Origin of the sequence: Herbaspirillum sp. WGmk3 (assembly GCF_023952535.1) — a bacterium.
GTDB classification, from domain to species: domain Bacteria; phylum Pseudomonadota; class Gammaproteobacteria; order Burkholderiales; family Burkholderiaceae_D; genus Herbaspirillum; species Herbaspirillum huttiense.
Genome location: NZ_JAKYWT010000006.1, coordinates 1 through 18,998 on the forward strand (window position 1 = coordinate 1; position 18,998 = coordinate 18,998).

At 65.2% G+C, this 18,998-nt stretch carries 17 protein-coding genes; 5 read left to right on the forward strand and 12 right to left on the reverse strand.

The window, feature by feature from the left end:
• Nucleotides 1-995: filamentous hemagglutinin N-terminal domain-containing protein (locus tag MKD49_RS21335; protein ID WP_252697297.1), on the reverse strand; the 995-nt coding region annotated here is incomplete at its 3' end.
• A 383-nt stretch (nt 996-1,378) separates the two neighbouring features.
• Between MKD49_RS21335 and MKD49_RS21340 the strand changes: the two genes are divergently transcribed.
• Entirely contained in the window at nt 1,379-2,275 is an 897-nt protein-coding gene (locus MKD49_RS21340; protein ID WP_039785985.1) for a LysR family transcriptional regulator, read from the forward strand.
• Between the two features lie 129 nt (nt 2,276-2,404).
• Nucleotides 2,405-3,535 carry a DSD1 family PLP-dependent enzyme gene (locus MKD49_RS21345; RefSeq protein WP_252697298.1) on the forward strand — a complete coding sequence of 377 codons (1,131 nt, stop codon included), beginning with the start codon at nt 2,405-2,407 and terminating at the stop codon, nt 3,533-3,535.
• On the opposite strand, the gene MKD49_RS21350 is transcribed toward MKD49_RS21345, so the two are convergent.
• Genes MKD49_RS21350 through MKD49_RS21360 form a run of 3 tightly spaced genes read right to left on the reverse strand, consistent with a single transcriptional unit; the run spans nt 3,522 to nt 6,705 of the window.
• Nucleotides 3,522-4,733 (reverse strand): M20 aminoacylase family protein, encoded by a 1,212-nt coding sequence (locus MKD49_RS21350; protein WP_252697452.1) that lies wholly within the window; start codon nt 4,731-4,733, stop codon nt 3,522-3,524. The genes MKD49_RS21345 and MKD49_RS21350 overlap by 14 nt on opposite strands.
• A 45-nt stretch (nt 4,734-4,778) precedes the next feature.
• Nucleotides 4,779-6,260 (reverse strand): aldehyde dehydrogenase family protein, encoded by a 1,482-nt coding sequence (locus MKD49_RS21355; protein ID WP_252697299.1) that lies wholly within the window; start codon nt 6,258-6,260, stop codon nt 4,779-4,781.
• A gap of 46 nt (nt 6,261-6,306) precedes the next feature.
• Nucleotides 6,307-6,705: a RidA family protein gene (locus tag MKD49_RS21360; protein ID WP_252697300.1), complete on the reverse strand. Its 399-nt coding sequence runs from the start codon at nt 6,703-6,705 to the stop codon at nt 6,307-6,309.
• 126 nt (nt 6,706-6,831) lie between these two features.
• Between MKD49_RS21360 and MKD49_RS21365 the strand changes: the two genes are divergently transcribed.
• Nucleotides 6,832-7,776 (forward strand): LysR family transcriptional regulator, encoded by a 945-nt coding sequence (locus MKD49_RS21365; RefSeq protein ID WP_252697301.1) that lies wholly within the window; start codon nt 6,832-6,834, stop codon nt 7,774-7,776.
• Nucleotides 7,777-7,782: 6 nt separating this feature from the next.
• Here the strand turns inward: MKD49_RS21365 and MKD49_RS21370 are convergent, their stop codons facing one another.
• The 8 genes from MKD49_RS21370 to MKD49_RS21405 form a co-directional block, all read right to left on the reverse strand.
• Complete coding sequence (locus tag MKD49_RS21370) at nt 7,783-9,108, reverse strand: FAD-binding oxidoreductase (protein ID WP_252697302.1); 1,326 nt, start codon at nt 9,106-9,108, stop codon at nt 7,783-7,785.
• 1 nt (nt 9,109) lies between these two features.
• Entirely contained in the window at nt 9,110-9,844 is a 735-nt protein-coding gene (locus tag MKD49_RS21375; RefSeq protein ID WP_252697303.1) for a cupin domain-containing protein, read from the reverse strand.
• A gap of 256 nt (nt 9,845-10,100) precedes the next feature.
• On the reverse strand, nt 10,101-12,038 hold the full coding sequence (locus tag MKD49_RS21380) for an ABC transporter ATP-binding protein (protein ID WP_121044135.1): 1,938 nt from the start codon (nt 12,036-12,038) through the stop codon (nt 10,101-10,103).
• Between the two features lie 4 nt (nt 12,039-12,042).
• Nucleotides 12,043-12,933 (reverse strand): ABC transporter permease, encoded by an 891-nt coding sequence (locus MKD49_RS21385; RefSeq protein WP_039785969.1) that lies wholly within the window; start codon nt 12,931-12,933, stop codon nt 12,043-12,045.
• Nucleotides 12,930-13,886, reverse strand: a complete 957-nt coding sequence (locus MKD49_RS21390; protein ID WP_039785967.1) for an ABC transporter permease — start codon at nt 13,884-13,886, stop codon at nt 12,930-12,932. The genes MKD49_RS21385 and MKD49_RS21390 overlap by 4 nt, the downstream gene beginning before the upstream one ends.
• Nucleotides 13,887-13,986: 100 nt before the next feature.
• The gene (locus MKD49_RS21395; protein WP_039785964.1) at nt 13,987-15,609 is read right to left on the reverse strand and encodes an ABC transporter substrate-binding protein; all 1,623 of its coding nucleotides are present in this window, start codon (nt 15,607-15,609) and stop codon (nt 13,987-13,989) included.
• 207 nt (nt 15,610-15,816) lie between these two features.
• Nucleotides 15,817-16,485 (reverse strand): haloacid dehalogenase type II, encoded by a 669-nt coding sequence (locus MKD49_RS21400; protein ID WP_034332087.1) that lies wholly within the window; start codon nt 16,483-16,485, stop codon nt 15,817-15,819.
• 14 nt (nt 16,486-16,499) lie between these two features.
• Nucleotides 16,500-16,964 (reverse strand): hypothetical protein, encoded by a 465-nt coding sequence (locus MKD49_RS21405; RefSeq protein WP_252697304.1) that lies wholly within the window; start codon nt 16,962-16,964, stop codon nt 16,500-16,502.
• A gap of 157 nt (nt 16,965-17,121) precedes the next feature.
• Between MKD49_RS21405 and MKD49_RS21410 the strand changes: the two genes are divergently transcribed.
• Nucleotides 17,122-18,009, forward strand: a complete 888-nt coding sequence (locus tag MKD49_RS21410; protein WP_252697305.1) for a GNAT family N-acetyltransferase — start codon at nt 17,122-17,124, stop codon at nt 18,007-18,009.
• A gap of 20 nt (nt 18,010-18,029) precedes the next feature.
• Nucleotides 18,030-18,956, forward strand: a complete 927-nt coding sequence (locus MKD49_RS21415; RefSeq protein WP_252697306.1) for a glyoxylate/hydroxypyruvate reductase A — start codon at nt 18,030-18,032, stop codon at nt 18,954-18,956.
• Nucleotides 18,957-18,998: the final 42 nt, after the last annotated feature.

Here is an 18,998-nt window from a genome sequence, read left to right on the forward strand (position 1 = left end):
GTCCCGGTATTTTCCAGGCGACCGGCTGAGGTGACGACCAGTTGTCCTTCCGTCGCCGCCGAGGTGCCACCATGATGTACACCCACGCCATGCTCGGTGGCGGTCAGGTAGATGTGGCCGGCATACATGCCGCCGACTTCCGCCACATCGACCGCGCGCACCGGTGCTGCATCGACGGCGGACAGGCCCGGCGTGACCTGCGCATGATCGGCGCTGACCGTATTGAGCCCGGCCGTGAGCCGGATCTGTCTTGCCCGCAGCGTCGCATGCACGCGCACCGCACGGGCGATGACGTCGGCATAAGCAGTGTCACTGGCTTGCAGGCCGCGTCCCTCAAAGCTGATCACGCCCCCGTTCACGCGATAGCTTTCAAGGTTGCCCTGCTGGATGACCGGCGTGCCGGTGGTCATGGTGGCGCGCTGGGCGTTGATGAAGCCGCAGCCCGCACAGGTGATGCCGGCAGGGTTGGCGATGATCACCTGCGCCGGGTTGCCGGCCACCTCGATGAAGCCACGCAGGAAGCTGGGCTCCGACGCGTTGGCCTGGTTGACGATGACCTGCGCGCCACCTCCCGGCATCCATGGATTGCCGGCGATGTGGCCGCCCAGTTCGGTCTTGCTGGAGCCACCCGCGTTGTTGAGGATGGCTCCCCGCTCATCCACATCGAAGCGCCGGTAGCTGTTGACCGAGAGGCCCTTGGCGTTGGGCTGCCGGACGTTCACTACTGGTACGCCATTGGCGGCCTTGAGCACCATCGGCTGCTGCTCGCGCGCAGCGTCGCGGTCGACCAGGATCTGTGCATGTCCCACGCTCTGCCAGGCCAGTGCCAGGGAAAAGAACAGCGTGCAAAACTTCCATGAAGTCGGTGCCATCACACCAGCCATCCGGGGCGACACCGCCAGTCTCTGGCCGCTGATGGTGGACGCGGTTTCTGCGACCGTCATCAGCATGCCGCGATGACGATTGAAGACCAACTGATAGCGAAGCCGATTCATGGCATGCCTTCTCCTTGAAAACAGTCTTGCCGGATAACAAGACGATCGGAGCAGCAGTCTATTTACTTGTATCTTCCTGAAATATCAGAAATATCTGGATTCCAGGAAACTTCCAGGCATAGTTTCGAGCGGATTTGATCGCTTTCGGAGATCAGTTTTTTGACCTGATGAAAAATAGTTTTGATTGATTTCATCCAGTCTCCTGCATCTACCTGAAAAGGCAGCCGACGAGTACCGCATAACGAAGCAACGCAATAAGCTCTTTACTGTCACCCCTCTCAATGCGAGCGCCTGCTATCGGCGAGGACATGGGAAATCTTGCTCCCGCAAATCAAAGTCATTGATAAAATTGAGATCGATTGCAGCCACTATCAGGAACCCTGATGAGAGAACTCAGCCTCGACCAGTTGCGCACGCTGGTCACCATCGTCGACCTCGGCACCTTCTCCGCTGCCGCCAATGCGCTGCACCTGGCCCAGCCCACGATCAGCCTGCATGTCAGCGACCTCGAAGAGCGCCTGGGCAGCGCCCTGCTCATGCGCGGCAGCCGCCGCGTGCAGGCCACGGCGCTGGGCGCGCTGGTGATCGACCGGGCCCGGCGCCTGTTGCGCGATGCCGACGATCTGCTCGATGTCGCCAGGAAACATGTGGAAGGCAAGGTCGGCCGGGTACGGCTGGGGACGTCGACGGGCGTGGTCGTCAACCTGCTGCCCCGCGTACTGCGCCAGCTGGAAAACAGCTATCCCGGCATCGACGTGGAGGTCAACATCATGGGCTCCAACGAAACCATGGCGCGCCTGCAGGAAGGCACGCTCGACATCGGACTGGTCGCCATCCCCATCACGGCCTCCAAGGACATCCAGATCACGCACTGGCGCAGCGACCGCATGATGGCTTTCCTGCCGGCCACCTGGAAATCGCCCGCCGCCATCAAGCCGGGCTGGCTGATGGACAAGCCCATGATCTTCAACGATGCCACCACCCAGATGTACCGGCTCACCATGGCCTGGTTTGCCGAGGCCGGGGAAAACCCGCGCGCGCGCATCGAACTGAACTACAACGAAGCCATGAAGAGCCTGGTCTCCGCCGGCTACGGCGCAGCCATCCTGCCGCTGGAGCAACCCCTGGCCGCCGAACTGGAGCGCCACAAGGACATCCGCATCGTGCCGCTGTCGCCGGTGCTCAAGCGCCACATCGGCGTGGCCCATCGCGCCCTGCCCAACCTGGACAAGGCCACCGTGAACGTGCTGGAGACCATACGGCAGTTCCAGGAAGCCTGACAGGGCTGGTTGACCGCAGGATCGTGCATTAAACACAGCTTAATGCTCGATTCACCGAGCATTAAGCACAGCGCAATCCTGATCTCCTATAGTCGATGCTCATCGACCTACCCTCTTCAGGAGTTCCCCATGAGCCTGTCCACCCTGCCCACGCCCGCCGCCTTGATCGACATCTCGCGCATGGAGCGCAACATCGCCCGCATGCAACAGCGCATGGATGCGCTGGGCGTGCGCTTCCGTCCGCACGTCAAGACCACCAAGTGCCAGCAGGTGGTGCAGGCACAACTGCAGGCCGGGGCGCGCGGCATCACCGTCTCCACCCTCAAGGAAGCCGAACAGTTCTTTGCTGCCGGCATCACCGACATCGTCTACGCCGTCGGCATGGCCCCCACCAAGCTGGGCCAGGCGCTGGCACTGCGCCGCCAGGGCTGCGATCTCAAGATCGTGGCCGACAGCGTGGTCTGTGCCGAGGCCATCGTGGCCTTCGGCCAGGCGCAAGAGGAATGTTTCGAGGTCTGGATTGAAATCGACGTGGATGGCCACCGCTCCGGCATCGCCCCGGAAGACGCCACCCTGCTGGCCGTGGGCAAGGTGCTCCACGCCGGCGGCATGCGCATCGGCGGCGTGATCGCCCATGCGGGCTCCAGCTATGACTACGACAACGACGACGCCCTCATCGCCGTGGCCGAGCAGGAACGCGCCGGCTGCGTGCGCGCCGCCGAGCGTTTGCGCGAAGCCGGCCTGCCCTGCGAGGTGGTCAGCATCGGCTCCACCCCGACCGCCCTGCGCGCCGAACACCTGCGCGGCGTGACCGAAGTGCGTGCCGGTGTCTATGCCATGTTCGACCTGGTGATGCACAACGTGGGCGTCAATACCATGGACGAGATCGCCCTGAGCGTGCTGACCACCGTGATCGGCCACCAGCCCGAAAAAGGCTGGGCCATCGTCGATGCAGGATGGATGGCCATGAGCCGTGACCGCGGCACGCAAGGACGCAAGCACGACTTCGGCTATGGGCAGGTCTGCACGGAAGACGGCAAGGTGCTGGAAGGCTACCTCATGAGCGGGGCCAACCAAGAGCACGGCATCCTCTCGCGCCAGGGCAGTCCGGATGCGCAAATCGCAGAGCACCTGCCCATCGGCACGCGCCTGCGCATCCTGCCCAACCACGCCTGTGCCACCGGTGCGCAGTACCAGGAATATCAGGCCATCGGCGCGGACGGCAGCGTGGCAATCTGGCCGCGTTTCAACGGCTGGTAAGCGCCCCGCCCTTGAGCCCGCTGCCAAACCAAGACTGCGCCAGCGCCACCCAGTAACGCACGCCTTCTTCGATGATGTCGTCGTTGAAGTCGTAGTGCGGGTGGTGCAGCGAGTGCGAGGCGCGGTCCTGAGGCGCATTGCCGATCAGCACATAAGTGCCGGGCCGCTCCTCCAGCATGAAACCGAAATCCTCGGAGGTCATGTTGGCCGGGATACCGGTGCGGATGCGTTCATCGCCGAAGGTCTGGCGAATCACCCGTTCGCAGAAATCGGTCTCGGCCGGGGTGTTGATGGTGGCCGGGTAGTACTGGAAGAATTCCACCTCGACCTTGGCCCCATAGGCGTCGGCCAGCGCATGGCACATGCGGCGGATATCTTCCTGCAGCTTCTGCTGCAAGGTGGAGGACAGCGTGCGAATGGTGCCGCGCAATTCGGCGCGGTCCGGGATGACGTTGTCGGTATCGCCCGCATGGAACATGCAGACCGAAATGACGGCAGGGTCGACCGGGTCCTTGTGACGCGCCGCGATGGTCTGGCACTGCAGGACCATGGAGCAGGCCAGCGGAATCGGGTCCAGCCCCAGGTGCGGCTGGGCCGCATGGGCGCCCTTGCCGGTGATGGTGATCTTCAGGCGCGAACCGGCAGCCATGATGGGACCGGTGCGCAAGCCGAACTGCCCGGCGGGCAAGCCGGGCCAGTTGTGCATGCCGAACACGGCTTCGGTCGGGAACTGGTCGAACAGTCCGTCATCGATCATCTTGCGCGCCCCCGCCCCGCCCTCTTCTCCCGGCTGGAAGACGAAGTGCACGCTGCCCGGCAAGGTCGGCTGCTGCTTGAGCACGCGCGCCGCGCCCAGCAGCATGACGGTGTGCCCGTCATGGCCGCAGGCGTGCATGATGCCGTGGCTGCAGGAAGCGTGCGCAAAGTTATTGGCCTCGACGATGGGCAAGGCATCCAGGTCGGCGCGCAGCACGATGCCGCGTTGCGGATCGCTACCAGGCAGGCTGGCTACCACGCCGGTGCCGCCCAGGCCACGCGTGACCTCATAGCCCAGCGCTTGCAGCTCCTGCACCACCACGTCGGCGGTGCGATGTTCCTCGAAACGCAGCTCGGGATGTGCGTGCAGGTCGCGGCGCAGGCCGGCCCAGTGGGCGCGATGCTGGTGCAGGGTGTCGTGCGGATGTTCGGTGTGTTCCATGATGCTCATGTGTTCATGCCGTCATGACGGCGGTGATGAAGGCCATCAGGCGTAGAAGCCCAGGATCGATTTCACTTCCATGTATTCCTCCATGCCTTCGACGCCATACTCGCGCCCGTTGCCGGACTGCTTGTAGCCGCCGAAGGGGGCCTGTGGATCCCAGGCCGGATAGTTCAGGTGCACCTGGCCGGACTGGATGCGGGCGGCCACGGCGCACACCTGGTCCTTGTCGGTGCCCTGCACGTGCGCACCCAGGCCATAGACGGTGTCGTTGGCGATGGCAATGGCTTCTTCCACGGTGTCATAGGGCAGGATGGCCAGCACGGGTCCGAAGATTTCTTCCTGGGCGATCACCATGTCGGTATGCACGTCGGAGAAGATCGTGGGCCGCGCATAGTAGCCCTGCTCCAGTCCGTCCGGGCGTCCGGCACCACCGGCCAGCAGGCGTGCGCCGTCCTGCATCCCGGCTTCGATCATCTGTTGTACCCGCAGGAATTGCGCACGGTTGGCCAGCGGGCCGTGGGTCGTCACCTCATCGGTGGGGTCGCCCACTTTCATCTGGGCCAGCGTTCCCAGCGCCAGTTCATGCACGCGGTCCAGCGCCGCACGCGGTACGATCAGGCGCGTGGGCGCGCTGCAGGACTGGCCCATGTTACGGAACGCCGCCGCCACACCGGGCGGAATGGCACGTGCCAGGTCCGCATCCGGCAACACCACATTGGGCGACTTGCCACCCAGCTCCTGGGCCACGCGCTTGACCGTGACGGCAGCGGCTTGCGCTACCAGCACGCCGGCGCGGGTGGAGCCGGTGATCGAGATCATGTCCACCTGCGGATGCGAGGACATGGCCGCACCGACCTCGGGCCCGCTGCCATTGACCAGGTTGAAGACGCCCGCCGGAATGCCCGCCTCATGCACGATCTCGGCAAACAGCAAGGCCGACAGCGGCGACAGTTCACTCGGCTTCAACACCACGGTGCAACCGGCCGCCAGTGCCGGGCCGACCTTGGCGGTGATCTGGTAGATCGGCCAGTTCCAGGGCGTGATGAGGGCACACACGCCGATCGGCTCGCGCACGATGGCCGTGGTGCCGCGCGGGCGGATGAAGGGATAGTCCGCCAGGTTGTCGCGCGCCACGCGCAGGTGTTCGGCGGCCAGCGGCACGTGGGCGGTGCGGGCATAGATGATGGGAGCGCCCATCTCCAGCGTCAGCGCCTGGGCGAACAGTTCGGTGCGTTCCACCAGCAGGGCGTGCACACGGCCCAGCAGCGCGGCGCGCTCCAGCGGCGAGGTCGCGGCCCAGGCGGCAAACGCCCGGCGCGCAGCCTGCACCGCCTGGTCCACGTCGGCGGCGTTGCCCAATGCGATCTCGCAGACACGTTCCTCCGTGGCCGGCGAGACCACGGCGGCGAGCCCGTCGCCTTGCGGGCGCTGCCACTGGCCGTCGATGTAGAAGTGATCCAGGCGGCCGTTGCGCTTGAGGTGCGCCAGTGGAGAGACGATGTCGGTGGAAGCGGTGCGGGTCATGTCGGGGGTGTCCTTGTTTCGGGTTGGTTGCGCGTACGGCGCAGTGTCACAGCAGTGCCGTGGCCTCCACCTCGACCTGCAGGCCGAAGTGCAGTGCCGGGACCGGCACCACGGCGCGCGCCGGGCGGGCGCTGCCGGCCCAGCGTGCGTAAATCTCGTTGAAGGCGGGCCAGTGCGCCACATCGGTGAGATAGATGCGGACCTGCAGCAGCTTGCCGATGTCGCTGCCGGCACCGGCGAGTGCGGCTTCCACATTGGCCAGCACCTGCAGTGCCTGCATTTCGAAGCTGGCCTCGGTGAGCTTGTGCCCGCTCGCATCGATGGGCAACTGGCCCGAAATGAAGACCATGCCGTTGCCGATGGCCACATGGCTGTAGTGGCCGCCCGGTGTGGCCAGGCCGGTCGGGTTGAGGGTAACGGGGGCGGAGTGTGCTGTGTTGTTCATGATGGGCAAGGCTGAAGTGGCAGGAAGGCCGATCAGGATAACCGACGCATTTCCTTTGATGGACTGTAGCCAAAAGACCTTCAGCGATGTTTAATGTTCGTTCAATTCACCATTAAGAGATTTTTAATGCTGCAACTCGATGACATGCAACTGCTGCGCGCCCTGGGCTCGGCCAGCTCGCTGGCCGGTGCCGCCCGCCTGCTCGACCTGACGCCACCGGCAGTGACGGTGCGCCTGCAGCGCATCGAGGACCGCGTCGGCGTGCGCCTGGCCAATCGCGCCGCGCGGGGCTTCGCGCTCACCGACGAAGGCCAGCGCCTGGTGCAGGAAGCCATGGACATCCTGGAGCGCATCGAATCCATCACCGCCAGCGTCTCGCGCGAATCGGACCGCGGGGCCGGCGGCAACCTGGCCAACGTCAGCGGTTCGCTGCGCGTGGTCGCGCCCTTCGGCTTCGGGCGCCGCTACGTGGCACCGCTGATCCGAGATCTGCACCGCAGCCATCCCAAACTGAGCATCTCGCTGCTGCTGGCCGAAAGTCCGCTGGCGGCTTCCACCGGCGCTGACGCCATCATCTCCATCGGGCGCGTCAAGGGCTCCTCCTGGGTCGGCCACTTCCTCGCGCCCAATGCGCGCTTCCTGTGTGCCGCGCCGGTGCTGGCCAAACGCATGCAGCGCGTCAAGCATCCTTCCGGCCTGGCCGAGTATCCCTACCTGAGCCTGCGCGAGAATGACGACGACCTCAGCCGCCTGCGCTTCACGCCCGTCGACAGTGCCGGCCGCCGCACCGGCAAGGCGCTGACCGTCAAGCTCAATGGCGCGCTCTCTTCCAATGACGGCACCATCACGCGCGACTGGGCGCTCGATGGTGAAGGCTTCGTGGCGCGTTCCGAATGGGATTGCGCGCATCTGGTCGCCGATGGCAGCCTCAAGCGCGTGCTGCCCGGCTGGCAACTCGATCCCGCGCCCATCATGGCGCTGCTGCCGGGCCGCCAGGGCCTGACGCTGCGCCAGCGCGTCTTCCTCGACGCCGCCAAGCGGGCCTTCCAGCCCGTGCCCTGGCGGCGCTGAACTGCTTCAGAAATCCGCCACCTTGCCCCAGGACGAATCCGAGAAACGATTGGGGTGATAGGGACGCGGATCGACGATGGGCTCCACACCACTGGCCAGGTCCGCGATCAGGTGACCCGCACCCGGCCCGATACCGAAACCGTGACCGGAGAAACCCGCCGCCAGGATCAGGCCCGGCGTCTGCGGCAGCTCACCGATGCCCGGCACGCCATCGGGCGTGCTGTCCACATAACCGGCCCACGTATGCGTGACCTTGGCCTGCGCCAGCTGCGGCAGCAACTCGACCGCACGGCGATGGGTGGCCCGGATCGAGACCGGATCGGCCGACGCATCCAGGATACGCATGCGTTCCATGGGCGTGGGCGCATCCATGCGCCAGCGCGACAGCGTCTCATGGCCACTGCGCCAGGCTTCCAGCCCGCCCGGCGACAGGCTGCGCCAGCGTTTGGCGAACATCGGCAGGAACTGCGGGGAGAAGCGCAGGAACTGCATGGTCGGATCGACCCGCGCGCGGCCGCTGATGGCCAGCGCATAGGAACCGTTGCTGCGGCGGGTGACGGCTACGCCAGAGGTGTAGAGCGCGCCCGGCAAAGGCTGCTCCATGGGCGCCACGCTCATGATGGATTGCCGCACGGATGCCTGCGGGAAGCGAATACCCAGTTGATGGCAGAACGATGAGGCCCATGCGCCACCGGCCATGACGGCCACCTTGGTCTTGATGACGCCGGCTTCGGTGATGACACCCGAAACGCGGCCACCTTCGGTTTCGATGCCGCGTGCGGCGCATTGCTGGATCACGTGGCCACCCAGTTTCATGATGGCGCGCGCCACGGCGGGTGCTGCCTTGCCCGGGTCGGCAGTGCCGTCGGTGGGCGAGAAGACGCCGCCCTTCCAGGCGCGTCCGGTGGCATGGCCGCGCTCGGCTGCTTGCTTCGAATCGAGCATGTAGGTGGTCACGCCGGCAGTCTTGGCGAAGTCGCCCCAGGCCGCCCAGCGGGCGATTTCTTCATCATCGTTGGAGAGATAGAGCAGGCCGCAGCGCGTAAAACCGGTGTCTTCGCCGGTCTCGGCGGAGAATTGTTCCCACAGGTCGATGCTCTTGGTGGCCATCGGCAGTTCGCGGGCGTCGCGATTCTGCTGGCGGCACCAGCCCCAGTTGCGGCTGGATTGTTCGGCACCGATGCGGCCCTTCTCGATCACCGCCACCGAGATGCCACGCTTGGCCAGATAGTAGGCGGTGAAGATGCCGATGATGCCGCCGCCGATGACGACCACATCGGCCGACGCCGGAGGAATGGTAGGACTCTGGACCTGCACGAGCGGGGGCGACATCTTACTTTCCTCCCTCGGCGGCGACGGTCTGCACCACGTAGTACTTGGCCACGCGCTCACTGCTCTCCCAGCCGATGGCCGCACCCAGCGGCACGAAGACGGCGTCGCCCCGCTCCACGGAAACCACGCTGCCATCCGGTTCGGCAAAGCGCACGCCGCCGTCGAGGATGTGCATGAATTCATTGACCGGATGGGCGCGCACGATGCGGTGGTAAGGGGTGGAATCCCAGGTGCCGATCTTGCAGCCGATGGAGCTTTCATCGATCACGTTGTCGCTGCGGCAGGTGGGTACGTCGCCCAGCAGGATTTCCTTGGGCAGCGAATTGGCCGAGGGCTTGAAGTTGGCCTCGGCCACCAGCGGGAACACGCCCGGCTGCACCGGCTGCGGGCAGTCGGCCGCGCAGAACATGAGGAGGGTCGGCTGCGTGGCCGTGATACGCACGGCCGCACCGGTGGCAATGACCACGCCGCTGTCGGGCTTGATCACCAGCGGTGCGGCACCTTCGGCTTCGATACGCAGTTCGCCTTGCACCACCACCAGGGTTTCCTGATGCGGGAAGCGGGCGATGTCGAGGCTGCCTTCGAAGCGCAGGCGGCCTGCGCTCATGCCGCCGATGCCCTGCCAGGCGATCTCGCGCGAGGCGGCAAAGGGGTCGGAGGCGCTCAGCGCGCCCGGATGGAAGGGGGTGGATACGGGGGTGCCGGAGGCACGGTACAACACCAACGCTGCAGTCATTTCTTCTCCTGTTTCCTTGGGGATGGGCAGGAATGCGAGACCGACTCCACGGTGCTCTTGCGGTCCTGCCCGAATCTTTGCTTCATGGCCGGCGCTGCGGCCGACGGCATGCCATCCATGACGATGCTACGAGCCGCGCCTGATCCTGTGATTAATGCTCAACGAATCCAGCATTAAATGCGGCTTAATGCTCGTGGCCTGCCTTGCCTGCCCGCCATGGCGCGCGGCCAGACAGGCGGCTGGGTGGGTCACCGGGTCAGACGGTGATGCCCTCCACCGGCACCAGCGGCATCTGCGACTGCTGCAGGTCGGCATCCGAACGGTGGCAAAGGATCTCGCCACCGTGTTCCATGTTGCGGCGGCGCGGCGGCACCACGTTGCAGACACCATCGATGCGCTGCGCACAGCGCGGCAGGAAGGCGCAGATCTCCGGCGACGGATCGACCGCGCCAATCGGCGGCAGCTTGTGCTGGCCGGCCCCGGCCACCTGTTCCAGCCAGCCTTGCTGCATGGCCGGCACCGACGACAGCAGCAGGTGCGAATACGGGTGATAGGGCGGCGCCATCATGGCTTCACGCGGACGGTTGGCGACCATGCGGCCGGCGTAGAGCACCACGATGTCGTCGCAAATGGCACGCACGGTGCTGATGTCGTGGCTGATGAACATGTAGGACACCTGCAGCTCGCGCCGCAGCTCGGCCAGCAGTTCCAGGATGGCGGCGGCCACCACGGTGTCCAGCGCCGACGTCACTTCATCGCACAGGATCAGGTCGGGCTTGGCGGCCAGTGCACGGGCCAGGTTCACGCGCTGCTTCTGGCCACCGGACAGTTCGGCGGGCAGGCGGTCGATGACGCTGGAAGGCAGCTTGACCAGGTCCAGCAGTTCAGCCGTGCGGCGGCGCATGGCCTCGCCCTTCAAGCCGTGATAGAAGGACAGCGGACGATTCAGGATGCGGCCGATGGTGTGCGCCGGATTGAGCGCAGTGTCGGCGTTCTGGAACACGATCTGCACGCGGCGGAATTGTTCGCGGGTGCGGCCTTCCAGTGTCGGTGACAGGTTCTGGCCATCGAGCTGGATGCTGCCGCGCGCCGGCGCGATCATGCCGGCCACGGCACGCGCCAGGGTGGTCTTGCCGGAACCGGATTCGCCGATGATGCCCACGGTGCTGCCGCGCTGGATGGTGAGATTGATGTCATCCAGGATGCGCACGCCCGGCAGGCCCAGCCGGTCCGGTGCGCCGTAACCGGCCACCAGGCCGCTGATGCGCAGCAGCGGTGCACGGGCTTCGGCCGGTACGGTCTCGGGCAGGATCTCGCGCAGTTGCACCACGCGCGCAGCCGGGCAGGCGGCGGCGATCAGGCTTTGGGTGTAGGTGTCGGCCGGGGCATGCAGCACCTGGTCGGTGGTGCCGACTTCGCGCACGGCACCGTCGCGCAGCACGATGATGCGGTCGGCCATCTGCGCCACCACGGCCAGATCGTGCGACACGTAGACGGCGGTGGTGCCGATTTCCTTGACCACTTTCTTGAAGGCGCGCAGCACTTCGATCTGGGTGGTCACGTCCAGCGCGGTCGTGGGTTCGTCCAGGATCACCAGTTCCGGATCGGTGATCAGGGCCATGGCCGCCATCACGCGCTGCAACTGGCCACCGGAGACCTGGTGCGGATAACGTTCACCGATCTTGTCGGGATTGGGCAGGGCCAGCGCGCGGAACAGCTCGACCGCCTTGCGCATGGCGCTGGCCTTGTCCATCACGCCGTGCTGCAGGGCGCTTTCGATCACCTGGTCCATCAGGGTACGGGCCGGATTGAAAGCCGCCGCCGCACTCTGGGCGATGTAGGCCACATGGTGGCCGCGCATGGCCAGCAGCGCCTTTTCATCCATCTGGTCGATCTGGCGCTGGCCGATGCGCACCTGGCCACCGGCGATCTGGCAGCCGGAACGCGCATAGCCCAGCAGCGAGAGAGCAATGGTGGTCTTGCCCGAACCGGATTCACCGATCAGGGCCAGCACTTCACCGGGGGCCACGGTGAAATTGACGTTCTTGACGATCTCGACCTGGGTGCCGTCGTCCTTGCGGGCATTCACGCGCAGGCCCTGCACTTCCACCAGGGGCCGCACTGCCGCCCCGCCAGCTGCAGCGCCAGCACCGACGCCGCTTTCCTTGCCGAGGAAGATATCGAATTGCTTCACGGGCTTACTCCTTGGCAGCGCGCTTGCTGCGCAGGTTATCGATCAACAGGTTCACGCCGATGGTCAGCGACGCAATCGCCAGGGCCGGCATGATCACCGCCAGGGCGCCTTCACCCAGGCCGGAAATGTTTTCCCGCACCAGCGAGCCCCAGTCCGCATCCGGCGGTTGCACGCCCAGCGAGAGGAAGCTCAGGCCCGACAGCAGCAGCACCACGTAGACGAAGCGCAGGCCGAAATCGGCCAGCACCGGGCGGATCATGTTGGGCAGCATTTCCACGGTCATGATGTACCACACGCCCTCGCCGCGAGCGCGCGCAGCCTGCACGTATTCCATGGCCTGCACGTTGACCGCCAAGGAACGGGCGATGCGGTAGGCACCGGGCATGTAGGTGATGGCAGCCGTGAGCACCAGCAGGAACATGGAAGAACCGAAAGTGGCCACCATCATCAGCGCGAACATCTTGCTGGGAATCGAGATCAGGGCATCGAGCGCACGGCTGATGACGGCATCGCGCCAGCCGCCCGAGAAGGCCGCGAACAAGGCGATGGCGGTACCCGAGAGGCTGGCCACCACGGTCGACAGCAAGGCCAGGCCGATGGTGGCGCGGGTGCCGAAGAGGATGCGGCTCAGCATGTCGCGGCCCAGGTAGTCGCTGCCCAGCAGGAACTTGTGGCTCATGCCGGAGAACACGTCGGTATCGACGATGGCAGTGGCGTCGTAGGGCGAGATGCTGGGGCCGAGGATGGCCATCAGGATCCAGAAGCCGACGATCACCATGCCGATCCAGGCCATGGTCGAATGGCGGCGCACGCGCTTGACGGGTGCGGTGGCTGCGGCAGCCGGTGCGACAGGCGCGCCCGCTTCGGTGCCGGTGGAGTCGTGGAGGGCTTTCATCGGGTCTTCAACCTTGGATTGGAAACAATGGCCAGCACATCGGCGGTCAGCACTAGCAGCAGGTAGCCGGTGCAGAAGATCATGGAACAGGCTTGCACCAGCGGCATGTCGCGGGTGGTCACGGCATCGATCATGAGGGTGGCGATGCCGGGATAATTGAAGATGCTCTCGACGATGAGCACACCGCCCAGCAGGTAGGACAGGCTCAGCGCCACGGCATTGGCAATCGGGCCGATGGCATTGGGCAGGGCATGGCGCAGCACGATGCGGGTGCGCTTGACGCCTTTGAGCAGCGCCATTTCGGCATAGGACGAACGCAACTGGTCGATCACGGCCGCGCGCGTCATGCGCGTCATCTGGGCCACGATCACGCAGCACAGGGTCAGCACCGGCATGGCATAGGCCTTGATGAAGGCACCCAGGGTGGCGGCATCGCTGGCATGCGACAGCGCCGACAGCCAGCGCAGCTTGACCGCGAAGATCATCACGGCCACCGTGGCCACCAGGAATTCCGGCACCGATACCATCGACACGGCACTGACGTTGACGGCACGGTCAAAGAAGGAGCCGCGATACATGGCCGAGAAGATGCCCAGGAACAGCGCCAGCGGCACCGATACGAGGGCCGTCACGGCCGCCAGCATCAGCGAGGCCGGCAGGCGGCCACCGATCATCTGCGCCACCGGCACATTGTTGACCAGCGACATGCCGGGGTTGCCCGAGAGCAGGTTGCCCAGCCAGTGCGCATAACGCAGCGGGGCCGGCAGATCCAGGCCGTATTGCAGGCGCAGTGCGGCCACCGTCTCCGGCGTGGCGGCCTGGCCCAGTGCGGTCTGGGCGGCGTCGCCCGGCAACAGGTTGGTGATGAAGAACACGCCGGCCGAGACCAGCAGCAGCGTCAGCACCGCCTGCAGCAGGCGGCGCACGATCAGACGCAGGATCATTCCATTCATAGCTTTCCTCGGTAACGAGTGGCGGGGCCGGCCATCGAGATGGACCGGTCCCGCGCGACTTCCACTGACAGCGTACGTCAGGCGTGAGACTTTCCCGGACTCACGCGTCCAGCCAGACGTACTCCGCACAGGTGTAGTTCATGAACGCACCCAGCGGCACCGGATCGATCCCCTTGACCTTGGTGCTCATGCCTTCCAGGTTGATGATGAAGACCGGGATACCCAGGCCGCACTTCTCGTGGATCATGGTCTGCAGGTCGGCGTACATGGCCTTGCGCTTGGTGAAGTCGGTCTCGCCGCGCGCGGCCACCACCAGCTGGTCGAACTGCGGATTCTTCCAGCCCGATTCGTTCCACTGCGCATCCGACTTGAAGAACTGGGTCAGCAGGATGTCGGCGCTGGGGCGCGGGTTGATGTTGCCGAAACCGACCGGCACCTTCATCCACTGGTTGGACCAGTAGCCGTCGGCGGGCACGCGCTTCACATCCAGCTTCAGGCCGATCTTGGCGGCGCTCTGCTGCATCAGCACGGCCATGTCGACCGAACCGGTGGCGGCCACCGAGGCCACGATGGGGATGGTGCTGCCCAGCACGCCTGCCTTCTCCAGGTGGAACTTGGCCTTCTCCGGATCGAAGGGGCGCTGCGGCAGGCCGGCGAAGTAGAAGCGGTTGGTCGGGTCGATCGGCTGGTCGTTGGCGGTCACGGCATAGCCACGGAAGGCGGCCATCTTGATCTGCTCGCGGTCCAGCAGGTACTTCATGCCCAGCGTGAAATCCATGCTGTTGCCCGGGGCCTGGTCCTGGCGGATGACGAGGTCGGTGTACTGGCCCGACTTGGTTTCCATGACGGTGTAGCCCGGCGTGCCCTTGACGCGGCCGGTGGAACGGGCGTTGACGTCGTTGATCCAGTGCACGTCGCCGGAGAGCAGCGCATTGACGCGCGCGGCTTCGTCCGGGATGCCGAATAGTTCGACTTCGTCCAGGTAGGGCAAGCCTGTCTTCCAATAATTCTCGTTGCGCACGCCGATGGTGCGCACGCCCGGGGTGAACTCCTTGAGCTTGAAGGCGCCGGTCCCGTTGGGGGTGCTGAAGTTGGTGGTGCCGTCGCGGATGATGAGGAACTGCGCGGTCGCCAGGATCACCGGCAAGTCGGCGTTGGCGCTGGTGAGCTTGATCTGGACTTCGTTGGGGCCGGTGGCCTTGACCGATTCGAACTGGTCGGCCACGACCTTGACCTTGGAGGCGGTGGCCGGATCCTTGTGGCGCATGATCGAGTAGACCACGTCGGCCGGGGTGAACGGCTTGCCGTCGTGGAAGACCACGCCCTTGCGCAGCTTGACGGTCCAGGTGATGGCGTCGGTGGTCAGCATTTCTTCAGCCAGCACCATCTGCGGTGCGAGCTTGCCATCGAGCTTGGTCAGGCCGTTGTAGAACATGTGCACCCGGGTGTAGTCGGTGGAGTGCGCGGTCTTGGCCGGGTCCAGGGTATCGGCAGTGGAGCTGGTCTGGGTGGCGATGCGCATCTTGCCGCCGCGCTTGCCGGTCTGTGCCATGACGCTGCCGCTGGCCGTCAGCAGGCCCGTGCCGCCGACCGTCATGAGGCTGCCGGCCAGCAGGGTGCGCATCATGTCGCGACGGGTGAAGCCGCCAGGGGCCTGGTCCAGCGCATCGCCGGTGATGATGGAACCCTCTTTGGGGTGATGTCCGTTTTCCTGCTTGCTCATGAAATGCCTCACGATAAAAGTTCAACCACGAAGACCACCGGCCTGCCCTGCCGTCTGCATGTTGCAGATCCCTCGGGAGGGCACGCCGCCTGTTGGGTCCGGCACACTCCTCGCAACATTGATACCAGGGCGGGAGCACACCGGGAATGACGGAAACTGCACGGGAGCCCTGCAGCTCCCGCTCACTGCTGACTGCTGACAAGCGCCTTACAGACCCAGCACGCCCGGCAGGCCGGAGATGTCCTTGATTTCGGTGTAGCCGTAATACGGGGTCGAGGGTTCATGGCCGCGGGCCACGAAGACCTTGTTCTTGATGCCCATGTCGGAGGCCGGCATGAGGTCGTAACGCAGGCTGGAGGACACGTGCAGCACGTCTTCCGGATTGCAGTTCAGGTTGTCGAGCATGTATTCGAAGGCGCTCAGGCGCGGCTTGTAGGCTTGTGCCTGCTGGGCGGTGAAGACCTTGTGGAAGGGCGCGCCCAGTTGCTCGACGTTGTGCATGATCTGGCTGTCGTCGGCATTGGAGAAGATCACCAGCGGGAATTCCTTGGCCACCTTGGACAGGCCGGCCGGCACGTCGGCGTGCGGGCCCCAGGTCGGCACGGCCTTGTAGAAGGCACCGGTTTCCTCGTCGGTGGTCTTGATGCCCCAGCGCGCGCAGGTGCGGGTGATGGCGTTCTTGCAGACCTGTTCGTAGGGCTTCCATTGATCCAGCACTTCATCGAGGCGATAGGCCGCGAACTGGCGCAGGAAGAACGGCATGTCTTCGGCGGAGACGCGATCGGCGTAAATCTTTTGTGCCGTTTCCGACATCTGGAAACGGGTCAGGGTGCCGTAGCAATCGAAGGTAATGAACTTGGGCTTGAAAATGCTCATGGAAAATCGTCCTGTCAAAAAAGGGGGCGCATCACCTGTTGGGCCTGCGCTGGAGGCTGCTTGCTTGCGGGATTGCGGTTGACTGCATGAGAAGGATTACAACATAGCGAAACTTGCGATTTATTCCTTTTTGACCGGGCCGCGAAACAGAAATATGTGTTTTCTGCGGTCCAATCAGCATAGCTTGCCGAGCAGTGCAGCAATGCGAGCCGGGTGCGCTGCTTTGGGGCATTTTCACCAAGCTGGTGCGGATCGTGTCCGCAGGCTGGCGCATGTCCGGGACTGCATTTGCGCAGGCGATGCCTGCTCCGCATCTGCTTGCGCACCGCGCTGGCCTGCCAAAGCAGAATCTGCGGGGGCTGCATCATGCTACTGCCGGTGCCGCCCAATTTTGTGCCGAGAAGAGGGGGCAGATCGCCATAAGATTGCGAATTGGCAGGCTTGAAAACTGCCGCGCAATGCCGCGCCAGGTGCATCATCGCTGGGGTAGCGTTGCGGACCCGGCCAGCGGGCGCGGCCCGCAGCGCGAGAAGACCGAAACCAGCAAACTATTTATATATTTATAGGATTTGACGGAACAGGGACCTTTGACCCTGCCTCATCCGCATCGCCACCGTATCGACAAGGACACGCTGCATGACTACCCAAAGCACGCTCCCGGCCGGACAGGCCGTACAGACCACCCTGCGCCCCATGCGCCCCGAGGACCTGGCCAGTTGCCACGCCATGAGTCTGCACCTCTACTGGCCGCACCGGCTGGCCGACTGGCAGTTCCATCATCAGGTCAGCAGCAGCTGGGCGGTGGAACTGGAAGAACCCGATGGCACGCGCAGCGTGGCCGGCAGCGGCATGCTCTGCCCGCTCGGTGAGGACTATGCCTCGCTGGGCCTGGTCATCATCACCGATGCCCTGCAAGGCCGTGGCCTGGGCCGCGCCATGATGCAACGCCTGCTGCAGGATGCCGGTACGCGCAACGTCATCCTCAATGCCACCGAGGCCGGACGCCCGCTCTATGAGAAGCTGGGCTTCGTGGTCACCGACACCCTGAGCCAGCACCAGAGCACTACCGCGCGTGCCACCCCGGTGCTGGCCGCAGGCGCGCGCATCCGCCCGCTGCGCAAGGACGAAGTGCCTTATCTGCTGGCACTGGACCGCCAGGCCAGCGGCATGGACCGCAGCGCCCTGCTGGTGCCGCTGCTGGACACCTCTGAAGTGGCCGTGCTGGAACAGGCGGGCCAGGTCAAGGGCGTCGCCTATCTGCGCGAGTTCGGGCGCGGCCGCGTGATCGGCCCCGTCATCGCCAGCAATGTGGAAGATGCGAAAACGCTCATCGCTTACTGGATCAACGCCTATCCCGGCGCTTATCTGCGCATCGACGTGCCGGGCCGGACCGGCCTCAAACCGTGGCTCGAAGAGATCGGCCTGACCTGCGTGGACAACGTGGTCAGCATGTGCCGTGGCACCCCGCCCGCGCCCGCCACCGCGTGGCGCACCTATTCCATGATCAACCAGGCACTGGGCTGAACGGCCCGCACGAGACCAACATGACTTTTCTCTACAAGGCCGATCCGGTACGCGGCGCCGAATGGGCGCAACTGTTTGCCGAGAAGGCCCCCGAGCTGCCCTTCCATATCTGGCCGCATGACGGCGATGGCAGCAGCGTGCGCTATCTGGCCGCCTGGACGCCGCCAGACGATATCGCGCAACGCTTCCCCCATCTGGAAATCCTGTTCTCGGTCGGGGCCGGCATCGACCAGTTCGACATGTCCACCCTGCCCCCGGACCTGCCGGTGGTGCGCATGACCGAACCCGGCATCGCCGCCGGCATGGTGCAGTACGTGACGCACGCGGTGCTGGGCCTGCATCGTGACAGCCGCGTGTATGCGCGACAGCAGCGGGAACAGGTGTGGCGCGCCCATCGCGTGCGCCCGGCCTCGGCTTGCCGCGTCGGCGTGCTGGGACTGGGCATGCTGGGGCGCGCCGTGCTGCAGCAGTTGCACGGACTGGGTTTCCCCTGCGCAGGATGGAGCCGTTCGGCGCACCAGATGGACGGTATCGATTGCTACAGCGGCAGCGATGGCCTGCGCCACTTCCTGGCGCGTACCGATGTGCTGGTGTGCCTGGTGCCGCTGACCGACGATACGCGCGGCCTGCTCAACGGCGAGCTGTTTGCGCAATTGCCGCGCGGTGCCGCGCTGGTCAACGTCGGACGCGGTGGCCATCTGGTGGAAGACGATCTGCTGGCCGCTCTCAATGACGGCCAATTGAGCGCCGCCGTGCTGGACGTGTGCGAGACCGAACCCTTGCCGCAGGGCCATCCCTTCTGGACCCATCCCGACATCGTGCTCACGCCGCACATCGCCAGCATGACCCAGCCCGATGGTGCGGTCGATGCGGTGCTGGAAAACCTGCGCCGCCATCGCGAGGGCTTGCCGCTGCTGGGCCTGATCGACCGCCAGCGCGGTTACTGATGTCTCACCGCCACTTCATCCGGAGATGCCGCATGGCAAACA

Coding starts and splice junctions, on each gene's coding strand:
- MKD49_RS21340 (WP_039785985.1), top strand. CDS start 1,379: ATGAGAGAACTCAGCCTCGACCAGTTGCGCACGCTGGTCACCATCGTC.
- MKD49_RS21350 (WP_252697452.1), bottom strand. CDS start 4,733: ATGGAACACACCGAACATCCGCACGACACCCTGCACCAGCATCGCGCC.
- MKD49_RS21370 (WP_252697302.1), bottom strand. CDS start 9,108: ATGTCGCCCCCGCTCGTGCAGGTCCAGAGTCCTACCATTCCTCCGGCG.
- MKD49_RS21375 (WP_252697303.1), bottom strand. CDS start 9,844: ATGACTGCAGCGTTGGTGTTGTACCGTGCCTCCGGCACCCCCGTATCC.
- MKD49_RS21410 (WP_252697305.1), top strand. CDS start 17,122: ATGACTACCCAAAGCACGCTCCCGGCCGGACAGGCCGTACAGACCACC.
- MKD49_RS21390 (WP_039785967.1), bottom strand. CDS start 13,886: ATGAATGGAATGATCCTGCGTCTGATCGTGCGCCGCCTGCTGCAGGCG.
- MKD49_RS21365 (WP_252697301.1), top strand. CDS start 6,832: ATGCTGCAACTCGATGACATGCAACTGCTGCGCGCCCTGGGCTCGGCC.
- MKD49_RS21400 (WP_034332087.1), bottom strand. CDS start 16,485: ATGAGCATTTTCAAGCCCAAGTTCATTACCTTCGATTGCTACGGCACC.
- MKD49_RS21345 (WP_252697298.1), top strand. CDS start 2,405: ATGAGCCTGTCCACCCTGCCCACGCCCGCCGCCTTGATCGACATCTCG.
- MKD49_RS21395 (WP_039785964.1), bottom strand. CDS start 15,609: ATGAGCAAGCAGGAAAACGGACATCACCCCAAAGAGGGTTCCATCATC.
- MKD49_RS21405 (WP_252697304.1), bottom strand. CDS start 16,964: ATGATGCACCTGGCGCGGCATTGCGCGGCAGTTTTCAAGCCTGCCAAT.
- MKD49_RS21355 (WP_252697299.1), bottom strand. CDS start 6,260: ATGACCCGCACCGCTTCCACCGACATCGTCTCTCCACTGGCGCACCTC.
- MKD49_RS21360 (WP_252697300.1), bottom strand. CDS start 6,705: ATGAACAACACAGCACACTCCGCCCCCGTTACCCTCAACCCGACCGGC.
- MKD49_RS21415 (WP_252697306.1), top strand. CDS start 18,030: ATGACTTTTCTCTACAAGGCCGATCCGGTACGCGGCGCCGAATGGGCG.
- MKD49_RS21385 (WP_039785969.1), bottom strand. CDS start 12,933: ATGAAAGCCCTCCACGACTCCACCGGCACCGAAGCGGGCGCGCCTGTC.